The following is an 18,482-nucleotide window of genomic DNA, read 5'->3' on the forward strand; positions in this document are numbered from 1 at the left end:
CGACGTCGCCCGATACCCTCCACCGCAGCACCGTGCGGACGTGTTAATGCAGAAGAGCCGCCCCGTGTGGGGCGGCTCTTCTGGAATGGGTGTTCGGCGGTGTCCTACTCTCCCACAGGGTCGCCCCTGCAGTACCATCGGCGCTGCGAGTCTTAGCTTCCGGGTTCGGAATGTGTCCGGGCGTTTCCCTCGCGCTATGGCCGCCGAAACTCTGTCACCACATCACCCCACGTGTTGGGGGTGTGGTTGGTCTCGGTGTCCCCCAAACCCGAGCACCGTGGTGGTGGGGTGGGGGTGTGTCGTTATGTTGTTGTGTGTTCGCCTGTCGGGAACCACATGGTGGACGCGAGTCATCAGGGCCACGCACACGGCCTTTACTTGAATGAGTTCAAATCGTGTGTGTGTAGTGATAGTCAAGTTATCGGCTTATTAGTACCGGTCAGCTGCACGGGTCGTTAGTCCCCGCTTCCACATCCGGCCTATCAACCCAGTCGTCTACTGGGAGCCTCTCCCCCGAAGGGATGGAAATCTCATCTCGAGGCCGGCTTCCCGCTTAGATGCTTTCAGCGGTTATCCATCCCGAACGTAGCTAACCAGCGGTGCTCCTGGCGGAACAACTGGCACACCAGAGGTTCGTCCAACCCGGTCCTCTCGTACTAGGGTCAGATCCTCTCAAATTTCCTGCGCGCGCAGAGGATAGGGACCGAACTGTCTCACGACGTTCTAAACCCAGCTCGCGTACCGCTTTAATGGGCGAACAGCCCAACCCTTGGGACCTACTCCAGCCCCAGGATGCGACGAGCCGACATCGAGGTGCCAAACCATGCCGTCGATATGGACTCTTGGGCAAGATCAGCCTGTTATCCCCGAGGTACCTTTTATCCGTTGAGCGACAGCGCTTCCACAAGCCACTGCCGGATCACTAGTCCCGACTTTCGTCCCTGCTCGACCTGTCAGTCTCACAGTCAAGCTCCCTTGTGCACTTACACTCGCCACCTGATTGCCAACCAGGTTGAGGGAACCTTTGGGCGCCTCCGTTACTCTTTGGGAGGCAACCGCCCCAGTTAAACTACCCACCAGGCACTGTCCCTGAACCGGATCACGGTTCGAAGTTAGATATCCAGAGTGACCAGAGTGGTATTTCAACAATGACTCCACGAACACTGGCGTGCCCGCTTCAAAGTCTCCCACCTATCCTACACAAGCCACACCGAACACCAATACCAAGCTGTAGTAAAGGTCACGGGGTCTTTCCGTCCTTCTGCGCGTAACGAGCATCTTTACTCGTAATGCAATTTCGCCGAGTTCGCGGTTGAGACAGCTGGGAAGTCGTTACGCCATTCGTGCAGGTCGGAACTTACCCGACAAGGAATTTCGCTACCTTAGGATGGTTATAGTTACCACCGCCGTTTACTGGGGCTTAAATTCTCAGCTTCGCCTTGCGGCTAACCGGTCCTCTTAACCTTCCAGCACCGGGCAGGCGTCAGTCCGTATACATCGTCTTGCGACTTGGCACGGACCTGTGTTTTTAGTAAACAGTCGCTTCCCACTGGTCTCTGCGGCCCTGCAGCGCTTCCTGGAGCAAGTCCATTCACGCCTTAGGCCCCCCTTCTCCCGAAGTTACGGGGGCATTTTGCCGAGTTCCTTAACCACGATTCTCTCGATCTCCTTGGTATTCTCTACCTGACCACCTGAGTCGGTTTGGGGTACGGGCGGCTGGAACCTCGCGTCGATGCTTTTCTCGGCAGCATAGGATCACCCACTTTTCATCCGCATCGCGTCTCAGCCTGTATGAGTCGCGGATTTGCCTACGACTCGGCCTACACGCTTGCCCCGGGTCAACCATCGCCCGGGTTGGGCTACCTTCCTGCGTCACACCTGTTAATACGCTCACCGCACCAGACCGGTTCCCACGCTCCCCACCACGATGCACCCCGAAGGGCGCGGTGTGATGGTTCGGATGGTTAGCATTACTGGATTGGCGTGGGCGGTTCTTCGCCGGTACGGGAATATCAACCCGTTGTCCATCGACTACGCCTGTCGGCCTCGCCTTAGGTCCCGACTTACCCAGGGCAGATTAGCTTGACCCTGGAACCCTTGGTCTTCCGGAGGACGGGTTTCTCACCCGTCTTTCGCTACTCATGCCTGCATTCTCACTCGTGTGCCGTCCACGGCTGGTTTCCACCGCCGCTTCACCCGGCACACGACGCTCTCCTACCCATCCACACGACTGGACCACGAAGGCCTATCGAATATGCGAATGCCACGACTTCGGTGGCGTGCTTGAGCCCCGTTACATTGTCGGCGCGGAATCACTTGACCAGTGAGCTATTACGCACTCTTTCAAGGGTGGCTGCTTCTAAGCCAACCTCCTGGTTGTCTGTGCAACTCCACATCCTTTCCCACTTAGCACGCGCTTAGGGACCTTAGTCGGTGGTCTGGGTTGTTTCCCTCTCGACGATGAAGCTTATCCCCCACCGTCTCACTGCTGCGCTCTCACTTACCGGCATTCGGAGTTTGGCTGACGTCAGTAACCTGTTGGGGCCCATCGGCCATCCAGTAGCTCTACCTCCGGCAAGAAACACGCAACGCTGCACCTAAATGCATTTCGGAGAGAACCAGCTATCACGAAGTTTGATTGGCCTTTCACCCCTATCCACAGCTCATCCCCTCCATTTTCAACTGAAGTGGGTTCGGTCCTCCACGACGTCTTACCGTCGCTTCAACCTGGCCATGGATAGATCACTTCGCTTCGGGTCTAGGACCTGCGACTCAAAACGCCCTATTCAGACTCGCTTTCGCTACGGCTACCCCACACGGGTTAACCTCGCCACAGATCACTAACTCGCAGGCTCATTCTTCAAAAGGCACGCTGTCACCCCAACAAGGAGGCTCCAACGGTTTGTAAGCAAACGGTTTCAGGTACTATTTCACTCCCCTCCCGGGGTACTTTTCACCTTTCCCTCACGGTACTTGTCCGCTATCGGTCATCTGGGAGTATTTAGGCTTACCAGGTGGTCCTGGCAGATTCACACGGGATTTCTCGGGCCCCGTGCTACTTGGGATCCCTCTCCGGGCTGCGTGAAGTTTCGGCTACGGGACTCACACCCACTCCGGTCCGGCTTTCAATCCGGTTCGCCTACCACACGCACGTCACCGTGGCTGTTCGGCAGAACAGCCCGAAAGGTCCCACAACCCCGACCATGCAACCCCTGCCGGGTATCACACATGACCGGTTTGGCCTCTTCCGCTTTCGCTCGCCACTACTCACGGAATCACGGTTGTTTTCTCTTCCTGTGGGTACTGAGATGTTTCACTTCCCCACGTTCCCTCTACCCGCCCTATATATTCAGGCGGGAGTCACCAGGTCACCACGAAGGGCCTGGCGGGGTTTCCCCATTCGGAAATCCTCGGATCAAAGCTCGTTTATCAACTCCCCGAGGCTTATCGCAGATTACGACGTCCTTCTTCGGCTCCAGATGCCAAGGCATCCACCGTTTGCTCTTAAAAACTTGAAATCACATGAGTTTCAGAAACCACCACCCCGAAGGGCAGCGGTGACCAATGATCGTCAGAGCACCACCCGAAGGCGATGCCCAGAACAATCTTGTGAAACACACACCACCACCCCGAAAGACGATGATGCGAGTTTCTAAGATGCTCGCGTCCACTATGTAGTTCTCAACAGACGACCAGAACCCCCGACCCACCAGCACACAGCCGGCATCGCGAAGGCCTGAAGAAGTCCAGCCCCACACCCCCACAGGGGTGCGACGCCCGGTCCCTCAGGACCCAACAGCGTGCAACGTACCAACCTCCACGACCCGACCCGTTCCAACCCCCCGAAGAAGGCGTACTAGAACCAGACCACATCAGCCGGCACCTACGTTCAATGTTCCACCCATGAGCACCCAGCGAGAACGTTCGTCTCGATCTGAGCCTCCTGGAACCAGCAAGCTGGCCCAGTGCTCCTTAGAAAGGAGGTGATCCAGCCGCACCTTCCGGTACGGCTACCTTGTTACGACTTAGTCCTAATCACCGATCCCACCTTCGACGGCTCCCTCCAAAAGGTTGGGCCACCGGCTTCGGGTGTTACCGACTTTCATGACTTGACGGGCGGTGTGTACAAGGCCCGGGAACGTATTCACCGCAGCGTTGCTGATCTGCGATTACTAGCGACTCCGACTTCATGAGGTCGAGTTGCAGACCTCAATCCGAACTGAGACCGGCTTTTTGGGATTCGCTCCGCCTTACGGCATCGCAGCCCTTTGTACCGGCCATTGTAGCATGCGTGAAGCCCAAGACATAAGGGGCATGATGATTTGACGTCATCCCCACCTTCCTCCGAGTTGACCCCGGCAGTCTCACATGAGTCCCCACCATTACGTGCTGGCAACATGCGACGAGGGTTGCGCTCGTTGCGGGACTTAACCCAACATCTCACGACACGAGCTGACGACAACCATGCACCACCTGCACACCAGTGTCCAAAGAGTCCCCTGTTTCCAGGGTGTTCTGGTGCATGTCAAGCCTTGGTAAGGTTCTTCGCGTTGCATCGAATTAATCCGCATGCTCCGCCGCTTGTGCGGGCCCCCGTCAATTCCTTTGAGTTTTAGCCTTGCGGCCGTACTCCCCAGGCGGGGCGCTTAATGCGTTAGCTACGACACGGAAACCGTGGAAAGGTCCCCACATCTAGCGCCCAACGTTTACGGCGTGGACTACCAGGGTATCTAATCCTGTTCGCTCCCCACGCTTTCGCTCCTCAGCGTCAGTAAGTGCCCAGAGACCTGCCTTCGCCATCGGTGTTCCTCCTGATATCTGCGCATTCCACCGCTACACCAGGAATTCCAGTCTCCCCTACACCACTCAAGTCTGCCCGTACCCACTGCAGACCAGAGGTTGAGCCTCTGGCTTTCACAGCAGACGCGACAAACCGCCTACGAGCTCTTTACGCCCAATAATTCCGGACAACGCTCGGACCCTACGTATTACCGCGGCTGCTGGCACGTAGTTAGCCGGTCCTTTTTCTCCCAGTACCGTCACCCGAAGGCTTCTTCCTGGACAAAAGAGGTTTACAACCCGAAGGCCGTCATCCCCCACGCGGCGTTGCTGCATCAGGCTTCCGCCCATTGTGCAATATTCCCCACTGCTGCCTCCCGTAGGAGTCTGGGCCGTGTCTCAGTCCCAGTGTGGCCGGTCACCCTCTCAGGCCGGCTACCCGTCGACGCCTTGGTGAGCCATTACCTCACCAACAAGCTGATAGGCCGCGAGTCCATCCCAGACCGAAAAACTTTCCACCCCCCACCATGCGATGAGAAGTCATATCCGGTATTAGCTCCGATTTCTCGGGGTTATCCCAGAGTCCAGGGCAGGTTACTCACGTGTTACTCACCCGTTCGCCACTAATCCACCCAGCAAGCTGGGCTTCATCGTTCGACTTGCATGTGTTAAGCACGCCGCCAGCGTTCGTCCTGAGCCAGGATCAAACTCTCCAAAAAAAATGGTTCCAACCAACCCGAAGGCCGGTCAGGAGTTCAAATCACTGACAGAGAAACAACTGACTCAAAAAATCAAATTGTCCATCAATCAAAGGAATCCCACCCACCCCGAAGGGCAGGCCAGGGTTCAAAAAATTGGCATTGAACATAGTGCACGCTGTTGAGTTCTCAAGAAACGGACGCACACGCTTCGGACTCCCGAACAACCGGGAACCCTCAACTCGAGGCTTCGTTCCCGCCGGCTCCTCCACTGGGAAGGATTCCGACGCTTCGAGACCGCCGATCTGATCGATCGTACGAATCTCGGATGTCTCCGCTTGAGGCCGGGAGCTTCTCGCTCTCTCGCACCTTTGGGGCAACGAGTGATTACTCTACGACGCGCTGGGACACTGCGCAAATCGGCAGGGGCATCCCGGGCGTGTCGCGGCATCCATCGTCAGGAAGTCCCTGATCAGGGCCGGATCAGTTGAATTCGTCGGGGTGCGCGCTCACCCGGCCGCCGCGCTCGAGGGCCGTGATCGCCTGCATCTCGGCCTCGGAGAGCTCGAAGTCGAACACGTCGAAGTTCTCCTCCATCCGGTGGCGGTGGGCGGACTTCGGGAACACGACGTGCCGGCGCTGGAGATGCCAGCGGATGACCACCTGCGCCGGGGTCTTGCCGTGCGTCGCGGACGCCGCCTGCACCTGCGGGAGCTCGAAGAGCGGGTACTTGCCCTGGCCGAGCGGCCCCCACGCCTCGATCGCGATGCCGTGCTCGCGCGCGAACGCGCCGGTCTCCGGCTGCTGGTGGGCGGGGTGCAGCTCGATCTGGTCCACCGCGGGCACGACGTCGGTCTCCGCGAGGAGCCGCTCCAGGTGGTGGGCCAGGAAGTTCGAGACGCCGATCGATCGCACGCGCCCGGTCTCGCGGAGCCGCTCGAACGCCCTCCACGTCTCGAGGTACCGGTCGCGAGCAGGCGTCGGCCAGTGGATCAGGTAGAGGTCGAGGTACTCGAGCCCGAGCCGGTCGAGGCTCCGCTCGAACGCGTCGACGACGCCGGCCTCCGGACCCTGGTCGTCGTTCCAGAGCTTCGTGGTGACGAACAGCTCCTCGCGCGCGATCCCCGACGACGCGATCGCGCGGCCCACGCCCTCCTCGTTGCCGTAGATGCGCGCGGTGTCGAGGTGCCGGTAGCCGACCTCGAGCGCATCGGCCACGATGCGCTCGGTCTCGTGCGGGTCGACCTTGAACACGCCGAAGCCGAGCTGCGGGATGGAGTAGCCGTCGTTGAGCTGGATCCGGGTCACCTTCGATGCCGTCATGCCCCCAACCCAGCACGTTCCGCCCACGGGGCGACACTCCCCGCTCGACGGGGTGCGCCGCGGCTTACGATGGAACGCTATGCCGTCGCCGATCGCCACGATCTCGTATCCTCCCGAGCTGCCCGTCTCCGCGCAGCGGGAGGAGATCGCGCGCGCCATCCGCGACCACCAGGTCGTCATCGTCGCCGGCGCGACCGGCTCGGGCAAGACGACCCAGCTCCCGAAGATCTGCCTCGAGCTCGGGCGCGAGTCGATCGCGCACACCCAGCCGCGCCGCATCGCGGCCCGCACCATCGCCGAGCGCATCGCCGAGGAGCTCGGCAGCGACCTCGGCGGGCTCGTCGGCTACCAGGTGCGCTTCACCGACAAGGTGAGCGAGGCCACGCGCATCAAGGTCATGACCGACGGCATCCTGCTCAACGAGATCCACCGCGACCGCGAGCTCCGCCGATACGACACGATCATCATCGACGAGGCGCACGAGCGCAGCCTCAACATCGACTTCCTGCTCGGGTTCCTGAAACGGCTCCTGCCGCGCCGCCCGGACCTCAAGGTGATCGTCACGAGCGCGACCATCGATCCCGTGAGCTTCGCGCGGCACTTCTCCGCGACGGATGCCCCGGCGGGCGACGCCCTCCCGCCCGACGTCCCGGTCGTCGAGGTCTCGGGCCGGACCTACCCGGTCGAAGTCCGCTACCGCCCGCTCGTCGCGGACGGGGCATCCGGTTCCTCCGACGAGGACGACGACGAGGGCGCCGCCACCGAGGACCGCGACGTGCAGCGGGGCATCCTCGACGCCCTCGACGAGCTCGAGCGCGAGGCGCCCGGGGACGTGCTCGTCTTCCTCTCGGGCGAGGGCGAGATCCGCGATGCCGAGCAGGCCGTGCGCGCGCATGCGACCAGGCGCGGCGGCGCGGGCGCGACCGAGGTACTGCCGCTCTACGGTCGCCTCTCGTCGGCCGACCAGCACAAGGTGTTCGAGCCGTCGAAGGTGGCCGGTCTCCGCCGGCGCGTCGTGCTCGCGACGAACGTCGCCGAGACCAGCCTCACCGTGCCCGGCATCCGGTACGTCATCGACGCGGGCAGCGCGCGGATCAGCCGGTACTCGGCGCGGCTCAAGGTGCAGCGACTGCCGATCGAGGCGATCTCGCAGGCGTCCGCCAACCAGCGCTCGGGGCGGTCGGGCCGCACGAGCGACGGCATCGCGATCCGCCTCTACTCCGAGGCCGACTTCGACCGGCGACCCGAGTTCACCGACCCGGAGATCCTGCGCACCAACCTCGCGGCCGTCATCCTCCAGATGGCCTCGCTCGGGCTCGGCGCCATCGAGGACTTCCCGTTCCTCACGCCGCCCGACGCGCGGGGCATCCGCGACGGACTCGACCTGCTGCACGAGCTCGGCGCGCTCGAGGACCACTCCGCGACCGACGCACGCGGCCCGCGCCTCACGCGTGTCGGACGCCAACTCGCCCGCCTGCCGATCGAGCCGCGCTTCGCGCGCATGGTGCTCGAGTCCAAGGCGCAGGGCGTGAGCCGCGACGTGCTCGCGATCGTCGCCGGACTAACGATCCAGGACCCGCGCGAGCGGCCGCTCGCCGGGCGCGAGCAGGCGGATGCCTCGCACGCGCGCTTCCGCGACCCGACCAGCGACTTCCTCACGCTGCTCAACCTCTGGAACCACCTCGAGGAGCGCCAACGCGAGTTGAGCGGCAACGCGTTCCGCCGGATGTGCCGGAGCGAGCACCTCAACTACCTGCGCGTGCGCGAATGGCAGGACCTCACCCGCCAGCTCGTGCGGCTCGCGAAGCCGCTCGGGCTGCACGTGGCGAGCGCCGCGGGCGCGCCGAACCCGGACGGCATCCACCGGGCGCTGCTCGCGGGTCTGCTCTCGCAGCTCGGCCTGCGCGACGACGCGCGCACGTCCACCGGGCGCGGCGGCGCCGGCCCCGCGCGCGAGGCCGAACGCTCCGGGCGCCGCCAGACGGCCGAGTTCATCGGCGCGCGCAACGCGCGGTTCGTCGTGTTCCCGGGCTCCGCGCTCGCGAAGAAGCCGCCGGCCGCGCTCATGAGCGCCGAGCTCGTCGAGACGAGCCGGCTGTTCGCACGCATGAACGCCGCGATCGACCCGGCCTGGGCCGAGCCGCTCGCGGGTCCGCTCGCGAAGCGCTCGTTCAGCGCGCCGCGCTGGGAGCGGCGGATGGGCTCCGCGGTCGCCGACGAGAAGGTGACCCTCTACGGCGTGCCGATCGTGCCGAAGCGACGGATCCAGCTCGCCCGCGTGGACCGCGAGCTCGCGCGCGAGCTCTTCGTGCGGCACGCGCTCGTCGAGGAGGACTGGGACTGGACCTCGCTCGACAAGCGCGTGTACGCCTTCATCCGGCGCAATCGCGATCTCCGCCGCGAGCTCGGGCAGATCGAGGAGCGGACCCGGCGACGGGACATCCTCGCGGGCGACGAGGCCGTGTTCGCGTTCTACGACGCGCGCGTTCCGGCCGAGGCGACCGACGCCCGCGCGTTCGAGCAGTGGTGGCGCGGCGAGCAGCGCCGACGGCCCGACCTGCTGACGATGGCCGCGGCCGACCTGCTCGGCGACGAGCCCGCGACGCGGGACGACGGCTTCCCCGACCGGTGGAAGCAGGGCGACCAGACGCTGCGCCTCGCGTACCGGTTCGAGCCCGGCGCCGACGACGACGGCGTGACCGTCGTCGTCCCCCTCGTGCTCCTGCCGCGGCTGTCGCCCGCCGGGTTCGACTGGCAGGTGCCGGGCCTCCGCGACGAGCTCATCACGGCGATGCTCCGGACGCTGCCGAAGGTGCTGCGGCGCCAGGTCGTGCCGGCGGCCGAATGGGCGGCGAAGATCGCCGAGGAACTGCCCGGCGGACCCGAGCGCGGCGACGAGCGCGAGCCGTTCGCGGCCGCGATCGCGGGGGCGATCCGGCGACTCACCTACGCACCGGTCGACCCGGGCGACTTCGACCTCGAGCGCGTCCCGGCGCACCTGCGCGTCACGTTCCGCGCCGTCGACGAACGCGGACGCCCCGCCGGTTCGGGCAAGGACCTCCCCGAGCTCCAGGGGCGGCTCGCCGACCGCGCGGGGCGCGCGGTCGCCGCGACCTTCGTCGAACCGTCCCCCGGCGCCCGCGGGCGCGCGCCTCGCCCGGGCGGGCGCGACGCGCCCCGGCCCACGGACACTCCGGATGCCCCGGCGAGCGCGCTCGAGGCATCCGGCCTCACCCGCTGGGAGTGGGACGAGCTGCCCGCGCACGTCGACACCCGGCAGGCCGGCAACACCGTGCGCGCCTACCCCGCGATCGTCGACGACGGGGCATCCGTGTCGCTCCGGCTGCTCGCGACCGCCGACGAGCGCGACCGGGCCACCCGGCGCGGCATCCGGCGACTGCTCGTCATCGCGACGCCGTCGCCCGTCGCCTACGTGCAGGAGCACCTCTCGAACGACGAGAAGCTCGCGCTCGCCTCGAGCGCGTACGCCGGGCCGCGCGCCCTCCTCGACGACTGCCTCGCCGCGGTGGTCGACGCCGAGCTCCGGGCGCACCACCCGGACGGGCTCGTGCGCACGCGCGCCGAGTTCGACGCGGTTCGCGACGCGGTGTCGGCGGTCGTGATGGACCGCATGTTCGAGGTCGTCGCACTCGTCGCGCGCATCCTGAAGCTCGCCGGCGAAGCCGACCGCGCGATCGCGAAGGCCGCGAGCCTCGCGCTCATGGCCCCGCTCGCCGACGCGCGCGCCCAGCTCGAGGCGCTCGTGCCGAACGGGTTCGTCTCGACCACCGGGCTCGACCGGCTCCGCCACCTGCCGCGCTACCTCGAGGGCATCGTCGTCCGCGTGCGGCGCATGCAGGAGAACCCCGGGCGCGACCGCCAGTCGACGACCGAGTTCGAGGCCGCGCGCACGGCGTACGAGCGCGCGGGCGGATCGGTGCCGATCGACCCCGAGGCGTCCGCCGCGCTCGTCCGCGTGCGCTGGATGCTCGAGGAGCTGCGCGTCGGCCTCTACGCCCAGGAGCTGCGCACCGCCGAGACGGTCTCGCCGCAGCGGATCGCCAAGGCGCTCGCAGGCTGAGCGGAGCACCCGCCGGTAGATTGGTCGGGTGGCGAGCTACACCGAACTCCTGAAGGTGCCCGGCGTCGCCCGCATCATCGCCGCGCAGCTGACCGCGCGCTTCCCGTCCGGCATGCTCTCGCTGGCGTTCCTGCTGCACGTCGAGCAGCAGACCGGCTCGTACGGAACGGCGGGGCTCGTGCTCGCCGCCACCTCGATCGGGCAGGCCGTCGCCGGCCCGCTCACGAGCCGGCTCATGGGCCGGTTCGGCATGCGGCCCGTGCTCACGCTGACGCTCATCGTGTGCACCGCGTCGGTGCTCGCGATCGCGCTGATCCCGCCGCTGCTGCCCGCCTACCTCGCGATCGGCATCCTCTGCGGGCTCTCGACGCCGCCCGTGCAGTCGGCCGTGCGCACGATCTACCCGAAGATGGTGAACTCCCGCCAGCTCACGCCGCTGTTCTCGCTCGACGCGACGGCGCAGGAGATCATCTGGGTCGTCGGCCCGGTCGTCACGACCTTCGTCTCGACCCAGATCGGCACGGTCTGGGGCATCCTGCTCGCCGCCGTCATGATGGTCGGCGGCGGCATCTGGTTCATCGCCTCGCCCGAACTCGGCCGCGTCCGCATCCCGCGGTCCAAGCGCCGCTTCGGCGCCGTGCTCGGCCGGCCGGCCGTGCTGCTCGCGACGGTCGTCGGGTTCCTGCTCATCGGCGCGTGCGCCGCCGTCGAGGCCGGCGTCGTCGCCGTGTTCGGACACGACGGCGCCGAGGCCGGCATCGTGCTCGCGATCTTCTCGATCGGCAGCATCGCCGGCGGTCTGCTGTTCGGGCACACGCCGATCGGGCCGTGGGCCACCGCGCGGCGCATGCTCATCGTGTTCGTGGGCACGTCGATGGCCGCGTTCGGCATGAACTTCCCGTGGCTCTCGCTCTCGCTCCTGGTCGCGGGGGTCGGCATCGCGCCCGCGCTCGCGGTGCTGTTCGCGATCGTGTCGGTGAGCGTCAAGTTCTCGGACACGGCCGAGGCGTACGGATGGGTGGGCACGGGCCAGCTCATCGGCGCCGCGCTCGGCTCGGCGCTCGCGGGCTTCCTGATCGACGGCTACTCCCCGGTCGGCGCCTTCTGGGCCGCGTCCGTGCTGTCCGCGCTCGGCGTGGTCGTCGCGGTCATCGGCCGGCGGTGGCATCCCGACCTCCGGGGTCGCGACGCGAGCCCGATCCCCGACACCGAACCCGTCCCGCTCACGCCGAGCTGACGCCCGGCCTCGCCGAAGGGAGCGACCGCATGACCGCGACGCCCGTCCCCGACCTGCCGCTCCTGGACGGCACCACGGTGCCGCAGCTCGGCTACGGCCTCTACAAGGTGCCTCCGGCGGATGCCCGCGCGCTGACCCTGTCGGCGATCGACGCCGGGTACCGGCTCCTGGACACCGCGGCGCTCTACGGCAACGAGCGCGAGGTCGGCGAGGCGGTCCGGGACGCGTCGGTGCCGCGCGAGGACCTCGTCGTCACGAGCAAGGTCTGGCGGGACGACAACGGGTTCGACAAGACGCTGCGCGCGTTCGACGCGTCGATGGCGAGGTTCGGCCTCGACACGCTCGACCTCTACCTCATCCACTGGCCGGTCCCCTCGACCGACCGGTACGTCGACGCGTGGCGCGCGCTCGTCCGGCTGCAGGCCGAGGGGCGCGTCCGCTCGATCGGCGTCGCGAACTTCCATCCCCACCACATCGACCGGATCATCGCCGAGACCGGCGTCGCCCCGGTGCTCGACCAGGTGGAACTGCACCCGTGGCTGCCGCAGCGCGCCCTGCGGGACGCGTGCGCCCGGCACGGGATCGTCGTGCAGGCGTGGTCCCCGCTCGCGCGCGGCCGCGTGCTCGCCGACCCCGTGCTCGCCCAGGTCGGCGCGAAGCACGGGGCGTCGCCCGCGCAGGTCGTGCTGCGCTGGCACCTGCAGCTCGGGAACTCGGTGATCCCCAAGGCCTCCTCGCCCGCGCGCATCCGGGAGAACCTCGACGTGTTCGGGTTCTCGCTCGACGCCGACGACCTCGCGCGCATCGCGGCGCTCGAGACCGGCGAGCGCACCGGCCGCGACCCGGATCTCGACTGAGTCGCGGCCGCGCCGGCGGCGCCGCCGGACCGGCGGGCGGATGCGTCGGGAGCGGCCGGCGAGCGCCTCGGATGCCCCGGTGCGTGTCGACCCGCCGCCCGGCCTTGCACGCGCCCGGGGATCGAGACCGAACCGGCATCCGATCGTGACCGGACCGCAAGCTCGCGCGCATTCCGGCCCGCGCCCGCCGGGCCGTACCCTGACCGCATGAATCGACGAATCGCCCCGACGGCCGCCGCCGCAGCCCTCCTCGTGATGCTCCTCGCCGGATGCTCCGCGGGGGCCGGCTCCTCCGACGCCCGCTCGGGCGAGTCCGACTCGGGCATGGTCCAGCCCGACCAGCCGGCGGGCGGCCCCGAGGCCGAATCGGGGACCGAGGGCGGTTCAGGCGGCGACGCGGACGCAGCCGACCGGAGCGTCGTCACGACCGGCTGGGCGCGCATCACAGTCGAGGACCCGACCTCGGCCGCGCAGGAGGCCGTCGACCTCGTGCGCGCGGCCGGCGGGCGCGTCGAGTCGCGCACCGAGTCGCCGGGCACGGACACCCAGGCCGCGCGCGCCGAGCTCACGCTGCGGATCCCCGCCGACGACTTCGAGGACGTGCTCGACGACCTCCGCGAGCTCGGCGAGGTGGGCGACATCTCGCTCCAGGCGACGGATGTCACGGCGCAGCGCCAGGACCTCGACGCGCGGATCGAAGCGCTCGAGGCCTCGGTCGACCGCCTGATCGAGCTGCTCGGACAGGCCGCCACGACCGCCGACCTCATCGCCATCGAGTCCGAGCTGACCACGCGACAGGCCGAGCTCGACAGCCTCACGAGCCAGCGCGACCAGCTCGTCGACCAGGTCGACTACTCGACGCTCTCGCTCGAGTTCGTCACGCCGCAGGACACGCCGAAGACCGACCCGCCGACGTTCTGGGACGGCCTCGTCGCCGGGTGGACGACCCTGGTCGCGTTCGGCACGGGCCTGCTCGTCGTCATCGGCGCGCTCCTTCCCTGGGCGATCGCGCTCGCGCTCGTCGCCGGCGCGGTCCTGCTCGTCATCTGGGCGATCGCGCGCGGGCGGCGCGCGCGACGCGACGGCGGCTCCGGGTCCGGCACGGGGACCGGCACCGGCACCGGCACCGGCGCGTAGGCTGGCGGCGTGACCGCCGAGACCCCGGAGCACCTGCTCGACGACGCGCTCCTCGAACGCTTCCGCGAGCGCGCCGCCGGCTACGACGCGCGCAACGCGTTCTTCGACGAGGACCTCGCGGAACTCGTCGAACGCGGGTACCTCCGGGCGCTCGTGCCCGCCGAGCTCGGCGGCCTGGGCTGGCGCCTCGAGGACGCGGTGCGGGCTCAGATCCGCCTCGGCGGCGCGGCGCCGGCCACCGCGCTCGCGGTCAACATGCACCTCGTCTGGACCGGGGTCGCGAAGGTGCTCCGCGACCGCGGGGACGACGGCCTCGAGTTCCTGCTCCGCGACGCGGCGGCGGGCGAGGTGTTCGGCTTCGGGATCAGCGAGGCAGGGAACGACCTCATGCTCTTCGGCTCGCGCACGGTCGCCGAGCCGCAGGCGGACGGCGGCTACCGGTACACCGGCCGCAAGATCTTCACGTCGCTCTCGCCCGCCTGGACCCGACTGGGCACCATGGGCCTGGACACGACGTCGCCGGATGCCCCGAAGATCGTCTACGGCTTCGTGGAGCGCAGCGCACCGGGCATCCGGATCCTCGACGACTGGGACACGCTCGGCATGCGCGCGAGCCAGAGCCGGACGACCGTGCTCGAGGGCGTGCCCGCGGCGGCCGACCGCATCGTCCGGCGTCTCGACCCCGGGCCCAATGCCGACCCGCTGATCTTCGGCATCTTCGCGTGCTTCGAGCTGTTCCTCGGCGCCGTGTACACGGGCATCGGGGCGCGCGCGCTCGAGCTCGCGATCGCCGCAGCGCGGCGCCGGCGATCGATGAAGGCCGACGGCCGGCCGCTCAGCGAGGACCCGGACATCCGGTGGCGGATCGCGGATGCCGCGCTCGCGCACGACGCGATCGAGCCGCAGCTCGTCGGGCTCGCACGGGACGTCGATGCCCTCGCCGACCACGGCCGATTCTGGTTCGCGAAGCTCGCCGGGGCGAAGGTGCGCGCGACCGAGACCGCGAAGCACGTCGTCGACCAGGCGCTGCGCGTCGCGGGCGGGTCGTCGTACTTCGCGGGCGACGAGCTCGGCAGGCTCTCCCGCGACGTGCTCGCGGGCGTCTTCCACCCGTCCGACGACGAGTCCGCGCATTCGACGATCGCGAACGCCTGGATCGGACCGCTCGCCTGAGCCCCGCGCGACGTCGCTAGACTGGCGGCGCGGCGGGGCAGCCGCCGGATTCGAGGGGGTGCGGATGAACGGCGTGATCTTCCTGATCGCCATGGCGTTCTTCGTCGCGGGAATGTGGCTCTTCGGCATCGCCGACACGGTGTCCGGGTTCGAGGCCGCCGTCTTCTTCGGGGGCATCCTCTCGATCGCGCTGGCCGTCGCGATCCCGACCAGCCTGCTCGGCCGCGGCGGCCGGACCTGACGCTCGCGGCGCCACCGGGTGCGCCACAGCGCCCGGCATGCGGCGCGCTTCCGCGCCGGTGCGTCGCCGTCGGACGCGCCGTGTGCCCGCGACACTCGTCGGCGGGGTTACGATGACGCGGTGGGAATTCGCATCGAGAAGGTCGACCTCCCCGGCATCGGGGTCCGGCACGACCTGGTGACGCACGGCGGCCGCAGGATCAGCGTCGTGTCGCACCGTGACGGGGACCGCGATCTCGGGCTCTTCGACGTCGACGACCCGGACGCCTGTCGCGACATCATCCCGTTGAGCGACGACGAGGCCGCCGCGCTCGCGGACGTGCTCGGCGCCTCGGTGATGCTCTCGCGCCTCACGAGCCTGACCGACGACACCATCGGGCTCTTCAGCGAGCAGATCTCACTGCCCACCGACTCGCCCTTCCTCAACCGGGTGCTCGGCGACACGAAGGCGCGCACGCGCACGCACGCGTCGATCGTCGCGATCATGCGCGACGGCGCCGTCATCCCGTCGCCCACGCCGACCGAGCCGCTCCGCGCCGGCGACGTGATCGTCGTGGTGGGCACGCGCGAGGGCATCGACGGCGTCGCCAGACTGCTCGCCAACGGTCCCGGCTGATCGGGGCCCGCTCGTGCACGAGACCACGCTGCTCCTGATCGAAGTCGGCGCGCTGCTCCTCGGCATGAGCCTGCTGGGTCGTCTCGCCTCGTTCATCGGCGTCTCGCCGATCCCGTTCTACCTGCTGCTCGGACTCGCCTTCGGCGAGGGGGGCCTCTTCCCGTTCGATGCGAGCGAGGAGTTCTTCCAGGCCGGCGCCGAGATCGGGGTCATCCTGCTGCTCGCGCTCATCGGGCTCGAGTACACGGCCGACGAACTGCTCGGCGGCATCCGCTCGAGCACGTCCGCGGGCCTCGTCGACGCACTGCTCAACGCGATCCCGGGCGCGGTCATGGCGCTCCTGCTCGGGTGGGGGCCGGTCGCGGCGGTCGCGCTCGCCGGCGTGACCTGGGTCTCCTCGTCCGGCGTCGTCGCGAAACTGCTGCGCGACCTCGGCCGGCTCTCGAACCGCGAGACGCCCGGCGTGCTCGCGGTGCTCGTGATCGAGGACCTCGCGATGGCGTTCTACCTGCCGATCCTCTCGGCGATCGTGGTCGGCGTGAGCCTCCTGCAGGGGGTCGTGTCGGTCGCGGTCGCGGTCGCGGTGGTGTCGCTCATCCTCTGGGTCGCGCTCCGGCACGGACACGTCGTGTCGCGGCTGTTCCCGGCCGACGACTTCGAGCCGCTGCTGCTCGGCGTGCTCGGCCTGACGATGCTGGTCGCGGGCCTCGCGGCCGAGGTCAGCGTGTCGGCCGCCGTGGGCGCGTTCCTCGTGGGGATCGCGCTGTCGGGCCGCGTGGCCGAGAACGCGAGCCAGGTGCTCACGCCGCTGCGCGACCTGTTCGCCGCGATCTTCTTCGTGTTCTTCGGGCTCGCGACGGACTCGAGCGGGCTCCTGCCGATGCTCGTGCCGGCCCTGCTCCTGGCCGCGGTCACGATCGCGACGAAGCTGCTCACCGGGATGTACGCCGCGCGTCGGGCCGGCGTCGCGACGCTCGGCCGCTGGCGCGCCGGATTCGCGCTCGTGCCGCGCGGCGAGTTCTCGATCGTCATCGCGGGCCTCGCGGTCACCGCGGGCGTCTCCCCGCAGCTCGCACCGCTCGCGACCGCGTACGTGCTGATCACGATCTTCGCGGGCACGTTCCTCGCGCGCGTGCCCGACGCGGAGTGGTTCCGCCGCGCGGTGCGTCGGCAGGCGGCACGCACGAGCGGCTGAGCGGGCGCGCGGTCACCCCTCGCCGAGGAGCTCCCGGACCCGCGGGACCACGATGGTCGCGTACCGCTCGATGCTCGCGACCATCGCCTCGTGCGGCAGCGTGCCGTTCGAGTACTTGAGGTCGAACCTGGTCGCCCCGAGCGCGCGCATCGCGGCGGCGATCTTCTGCGCGACCGTCTCGGGCGACCCGGCGTACAGCGCGCCGTGCGGGCCCGCCTCGCCCTCGAAGTGCTCGCGCGTGGCGGCGCCCCAGCCGCGCTCGCGACCGATGCGGTTCATGATGACCTCATAGTGCGGCCAGAACGTGTCGAGCGCCTCCGCGTCGCTCTCGCCGACGTACCCCGGCGAGTGCACGGCGATCGGCTGCTCGGGGTGCCCGAACTGCTCGAGCGCCCGCCGGTAGAGGTCCGCGAGCGGTGCGAACCTCGACGGGCTCCCGCCGATGATCGCGAGCACGAGCGGCAGGCCGTAGTTGGCCGCCCGGACGACCGACTCCGGACTCCCGCCGACCCCGACCCAGGTCTTCAGCCGGCCGTGCTCGACGGGCGGGTGGACGCGCTGGTCGGTCAGCGGCGGCCGCAACGATCCGCTCCAGGTCACCGGCTCCTGCGGCAGCAGCGCCGCGAACAGGTTGAGCTTCTCCTCGAAGAGGTCCTGGTACTGCGCGAGGTCGAAGCCGAACAGCGGGAACGACTCGATGAACGAACCCCGGCCGAGGATCACCTCGGCGCGACCGTTCGAGATCGCGTCGAGCGTCGAGAACCGCTGGAACACGCGGACCGGGTCGTCGCTGCTGAGCACCGTGACGGCGGAGCCCAGGTGGATCCGCTCGGTGCGCGAGGCGATCGCTCCGAGCACCACATCGGGCGCCGACACCGCGAAGTCGACGCGGTGGTGCTCGCCGATGCCGAAGAAGTCCAGGCCGAGCCGGTCGGCGAGCACACCCTCCTCGACCACGTTCCGCAGCACCTGCGCGTGCGACAGGACCGTGCCGTCCGGCCCGTGCGTCACGTCGCCGAACGTGTCGAGCCCGAACTCGTACCGGCTGGTCATACTGGCCATCCCCTCCGCATGCCGATGCGCATGCATGAAAGCCCGAACCCGGCTCCACCCGAGCGTATTCCCAGCGACGCGTCGCAGACCAGT

General features: G+C 68.0%; 10 protein-coding genes and 3 rRNA genes. 8 read left to right on the forward strand and 5 right to left on the reverse strand.

Annotation, left to right across the window (positions count from 1 at the left end; translation table 11 throughout):
- Positions 1 to 91 precede the first annotated feature (91 nt).
- The 4 genes from rrf to ACDF64_RS00020 form a co-directional block, all read right to left on the reverse strand.
- A 5S ribosomal RNA gene (gene rrf / locus ACDF64_RS00005) occupies positions 92 to 208 on the reverse strand.
- A 201-nt stretch (positions 209 to 409) separates the two neighbouring features.
- Positions 410 to 3,518, reverse strand: a 23S ribosomal RNA gene (locus ACDF64_RS00010).
- A gap of 458 nt (positions 3,519 to 3,976) precedes the next feature.
- Positions 3,977 to 5,498, reverse strand: a 16S ribosomal RNA gene (locus ACDF64_RS00015).
- The 16S, 23S and 5S rRNA genes sit together here, the layout of an rRNA operon.
- A 462-nt stretch (positions 5,499 to 5,960) precedes the next feature.
- Entirely contained in the window at positions 5,961 to 6,800 is an 840-nt protein-coding gene (locus ACDF64_RS00020) for an aldo/keto reductase (RefSeq protein WP_394552748.1), read from the reverse strand.
- A gap of 79 nt (positions 6,801 to 6,879) precedes the next feature.
- Between ACDF64_RS00020 and hrpA the strand changes: the two genes are divergently transcribed.
- From hrpA to ACDF64_RS00060, 8 genes are all read left to right on the forward strand, one after another.
- Complete coding sequence (gene hrpA, locus ACDF64_RS00025) at positions 6,880 to 10,881, forward strand: ATP-dependent RNA helicase HrpA (protein ID WP_394552749.1); 4,002 nt, start codon at positions 6,880 to 6,882, stop codon at positions 10,879 to 10,881.
- Between the two features lie 28 nt (positions 10,882 to 10,909).
- On the forward strand, positions 10,910 to 12,118 hold the full coding sequence (locus tag ACDF64_RS00030; protein WP_394552750.1) for an MFS transporter: 1,209 nt from the start codon (positions 10,910 to 10,912) through the stop codon (positions 12,116 to 12,118).
- Positions 12,119 to 12,147: 29 nt separating this feature from the next.
- The gene (locus ACDF64_RS00035; protein ID WP_394552751.1) at positions 12,148 to 12,975 is read left to right on the forward strand and encodes an aldo/keto reductase; all 828 of its coding nucleotides are present in this window, start codon (positions 12,148 to 12,150) and stop codon (positions 12,973 to 12,975) included.
- 207 nt (positions 12,976 to 13,182) lie between these two features.
- On the forward strand, positions 13,183 to 14,112 hold the full coding sequence (locus tag ACDF64_RS00040) for a DUF4349 domain-containing protein (protein ID WP_394552752.1): 930 nt from the start codon (positions 13,183 to 13,185) through the stop codon (positions 14,110 to 14,112).
- Positions 14,113 to 14,121: 9 nt separating this feature from the next.
- Positions 14,122 to 15,285 (forward strand): acyl-CoA dehydrogenase family protein, encoded by a 1,164-nt coding sequence (locus ACDF64_RS00045; protein WP_394552753.1) that lies wholly within the window; start codon positions 14,122 to 14,124, stop codon positions 15,283 to 15,285.
- Between the two features lie 64 nt (positions 15,286 to 15,349).
- Positions 15,350 to 15,526, forward strand: a complete 177-nt coding sequence (locus ACDF64_RS00050; RefSeq protein ID WP_394552754.1) for a hypothetical protein — start codon at positions 15,350 to 15,352, stop codon at positions 15,524 to 15,526.
- A 120-nt stretch (positions 15,527 to 15,646) separates the two neighbouring features.
- A complete protein-coding gene (locus ACDF64_RS00055) occupies positions 15,647 to 16,141 on the forward strand; it encodes a cation:proton antiporter regulatory subunit (RefSeq protein WP_394552755.1) in 495 nt (164 codons plus the stop codon).
- A 13-nt stretch (positions 16,142 to 16,154) separates the two neighbouring features.
- A complete protein-coding gene (locus ACDF64_RS00060; protein WP_394552756.1) occupies positions 16,155 to 17,336 on the forward strand; it encodes a cation:proton antiporter in 1,182 nt (393 codons plus the stop codon).
- Between the two features lie 12 nt (positions 17,337 to 17,348).
- Here the strand turns inward: ACDF64_RS00060 and ACDF64_RS00065 are convergent, their stop codons facing one another.
- On the reverse strand, positions 17,349 to 18,389 hold the full coding sequence (locus tag ACDF64_RS00065) for an LLM class flavin-dependent oxidoreductase (RefSeq protein WP_394552757.1): 1,041 nt from the start codon (positions 18,387 to 18,389) through the stop codon (positions 17,349 to 17,351).
- Between the last annotated feature and the right edge of the window lie 93 nt (positions 18,390 to 18,482).

The organism is Agromyces sp. MMS24-JH15 (assembly GCF_043518605.1).
GTDB lineage: Bacteria > Actinomycetota > Actinomycetes > Actinomycetales > Microbacteriaceae > Agromyces.

Excerpts from the sequence above, each read along its gene's own strand:
- ACDF64_RS00020 (WP_394552748.1), bottom strand. The coding sequence starts at position 6,800 with ATGACGGCATCGAAGGTGACCCGGATCCAGCTCAACGACGGCTACTCC.
- hrpA (WP_394552749.1), top strand. The coding sequence starts at position 6,880 with ATGCCGTCGCCGATCGCCACGATCTCGTATCCTCCCGAGCTGCCCGTC.
- ACDF64_RS00035 (WP_394552751.1), top strand. The coding sequence starts at position 12,148 with ATGACCGCGACGCCCGTCCCCGACCTGCCGCTCCTGGACGGCACCACG.
- ACDF64_RS00040 (WP_394552752.1), top strand. The coding sequence starts at position 13,183 with ATGAATCGACGAATCGCCCCGACGGCCGCCGCCGCAGCCCTCCTCGTG.
- ACDF64_RS00050 (WP_394552754.1), top strand. The coding sequence starts at position 15,350 with ATGAACGGCGTGATCTTCCTGATCGCCATGGCGTTCTTCGTCGCGGGA.
- ACDF64_RS00065 (WP_394552757.1), bottom strand. The coding sequence starts at position 18,389 with ATGACCAGCCGGTACGAGTTCGGGCTCGACACGTTCGGCGACGTGACG.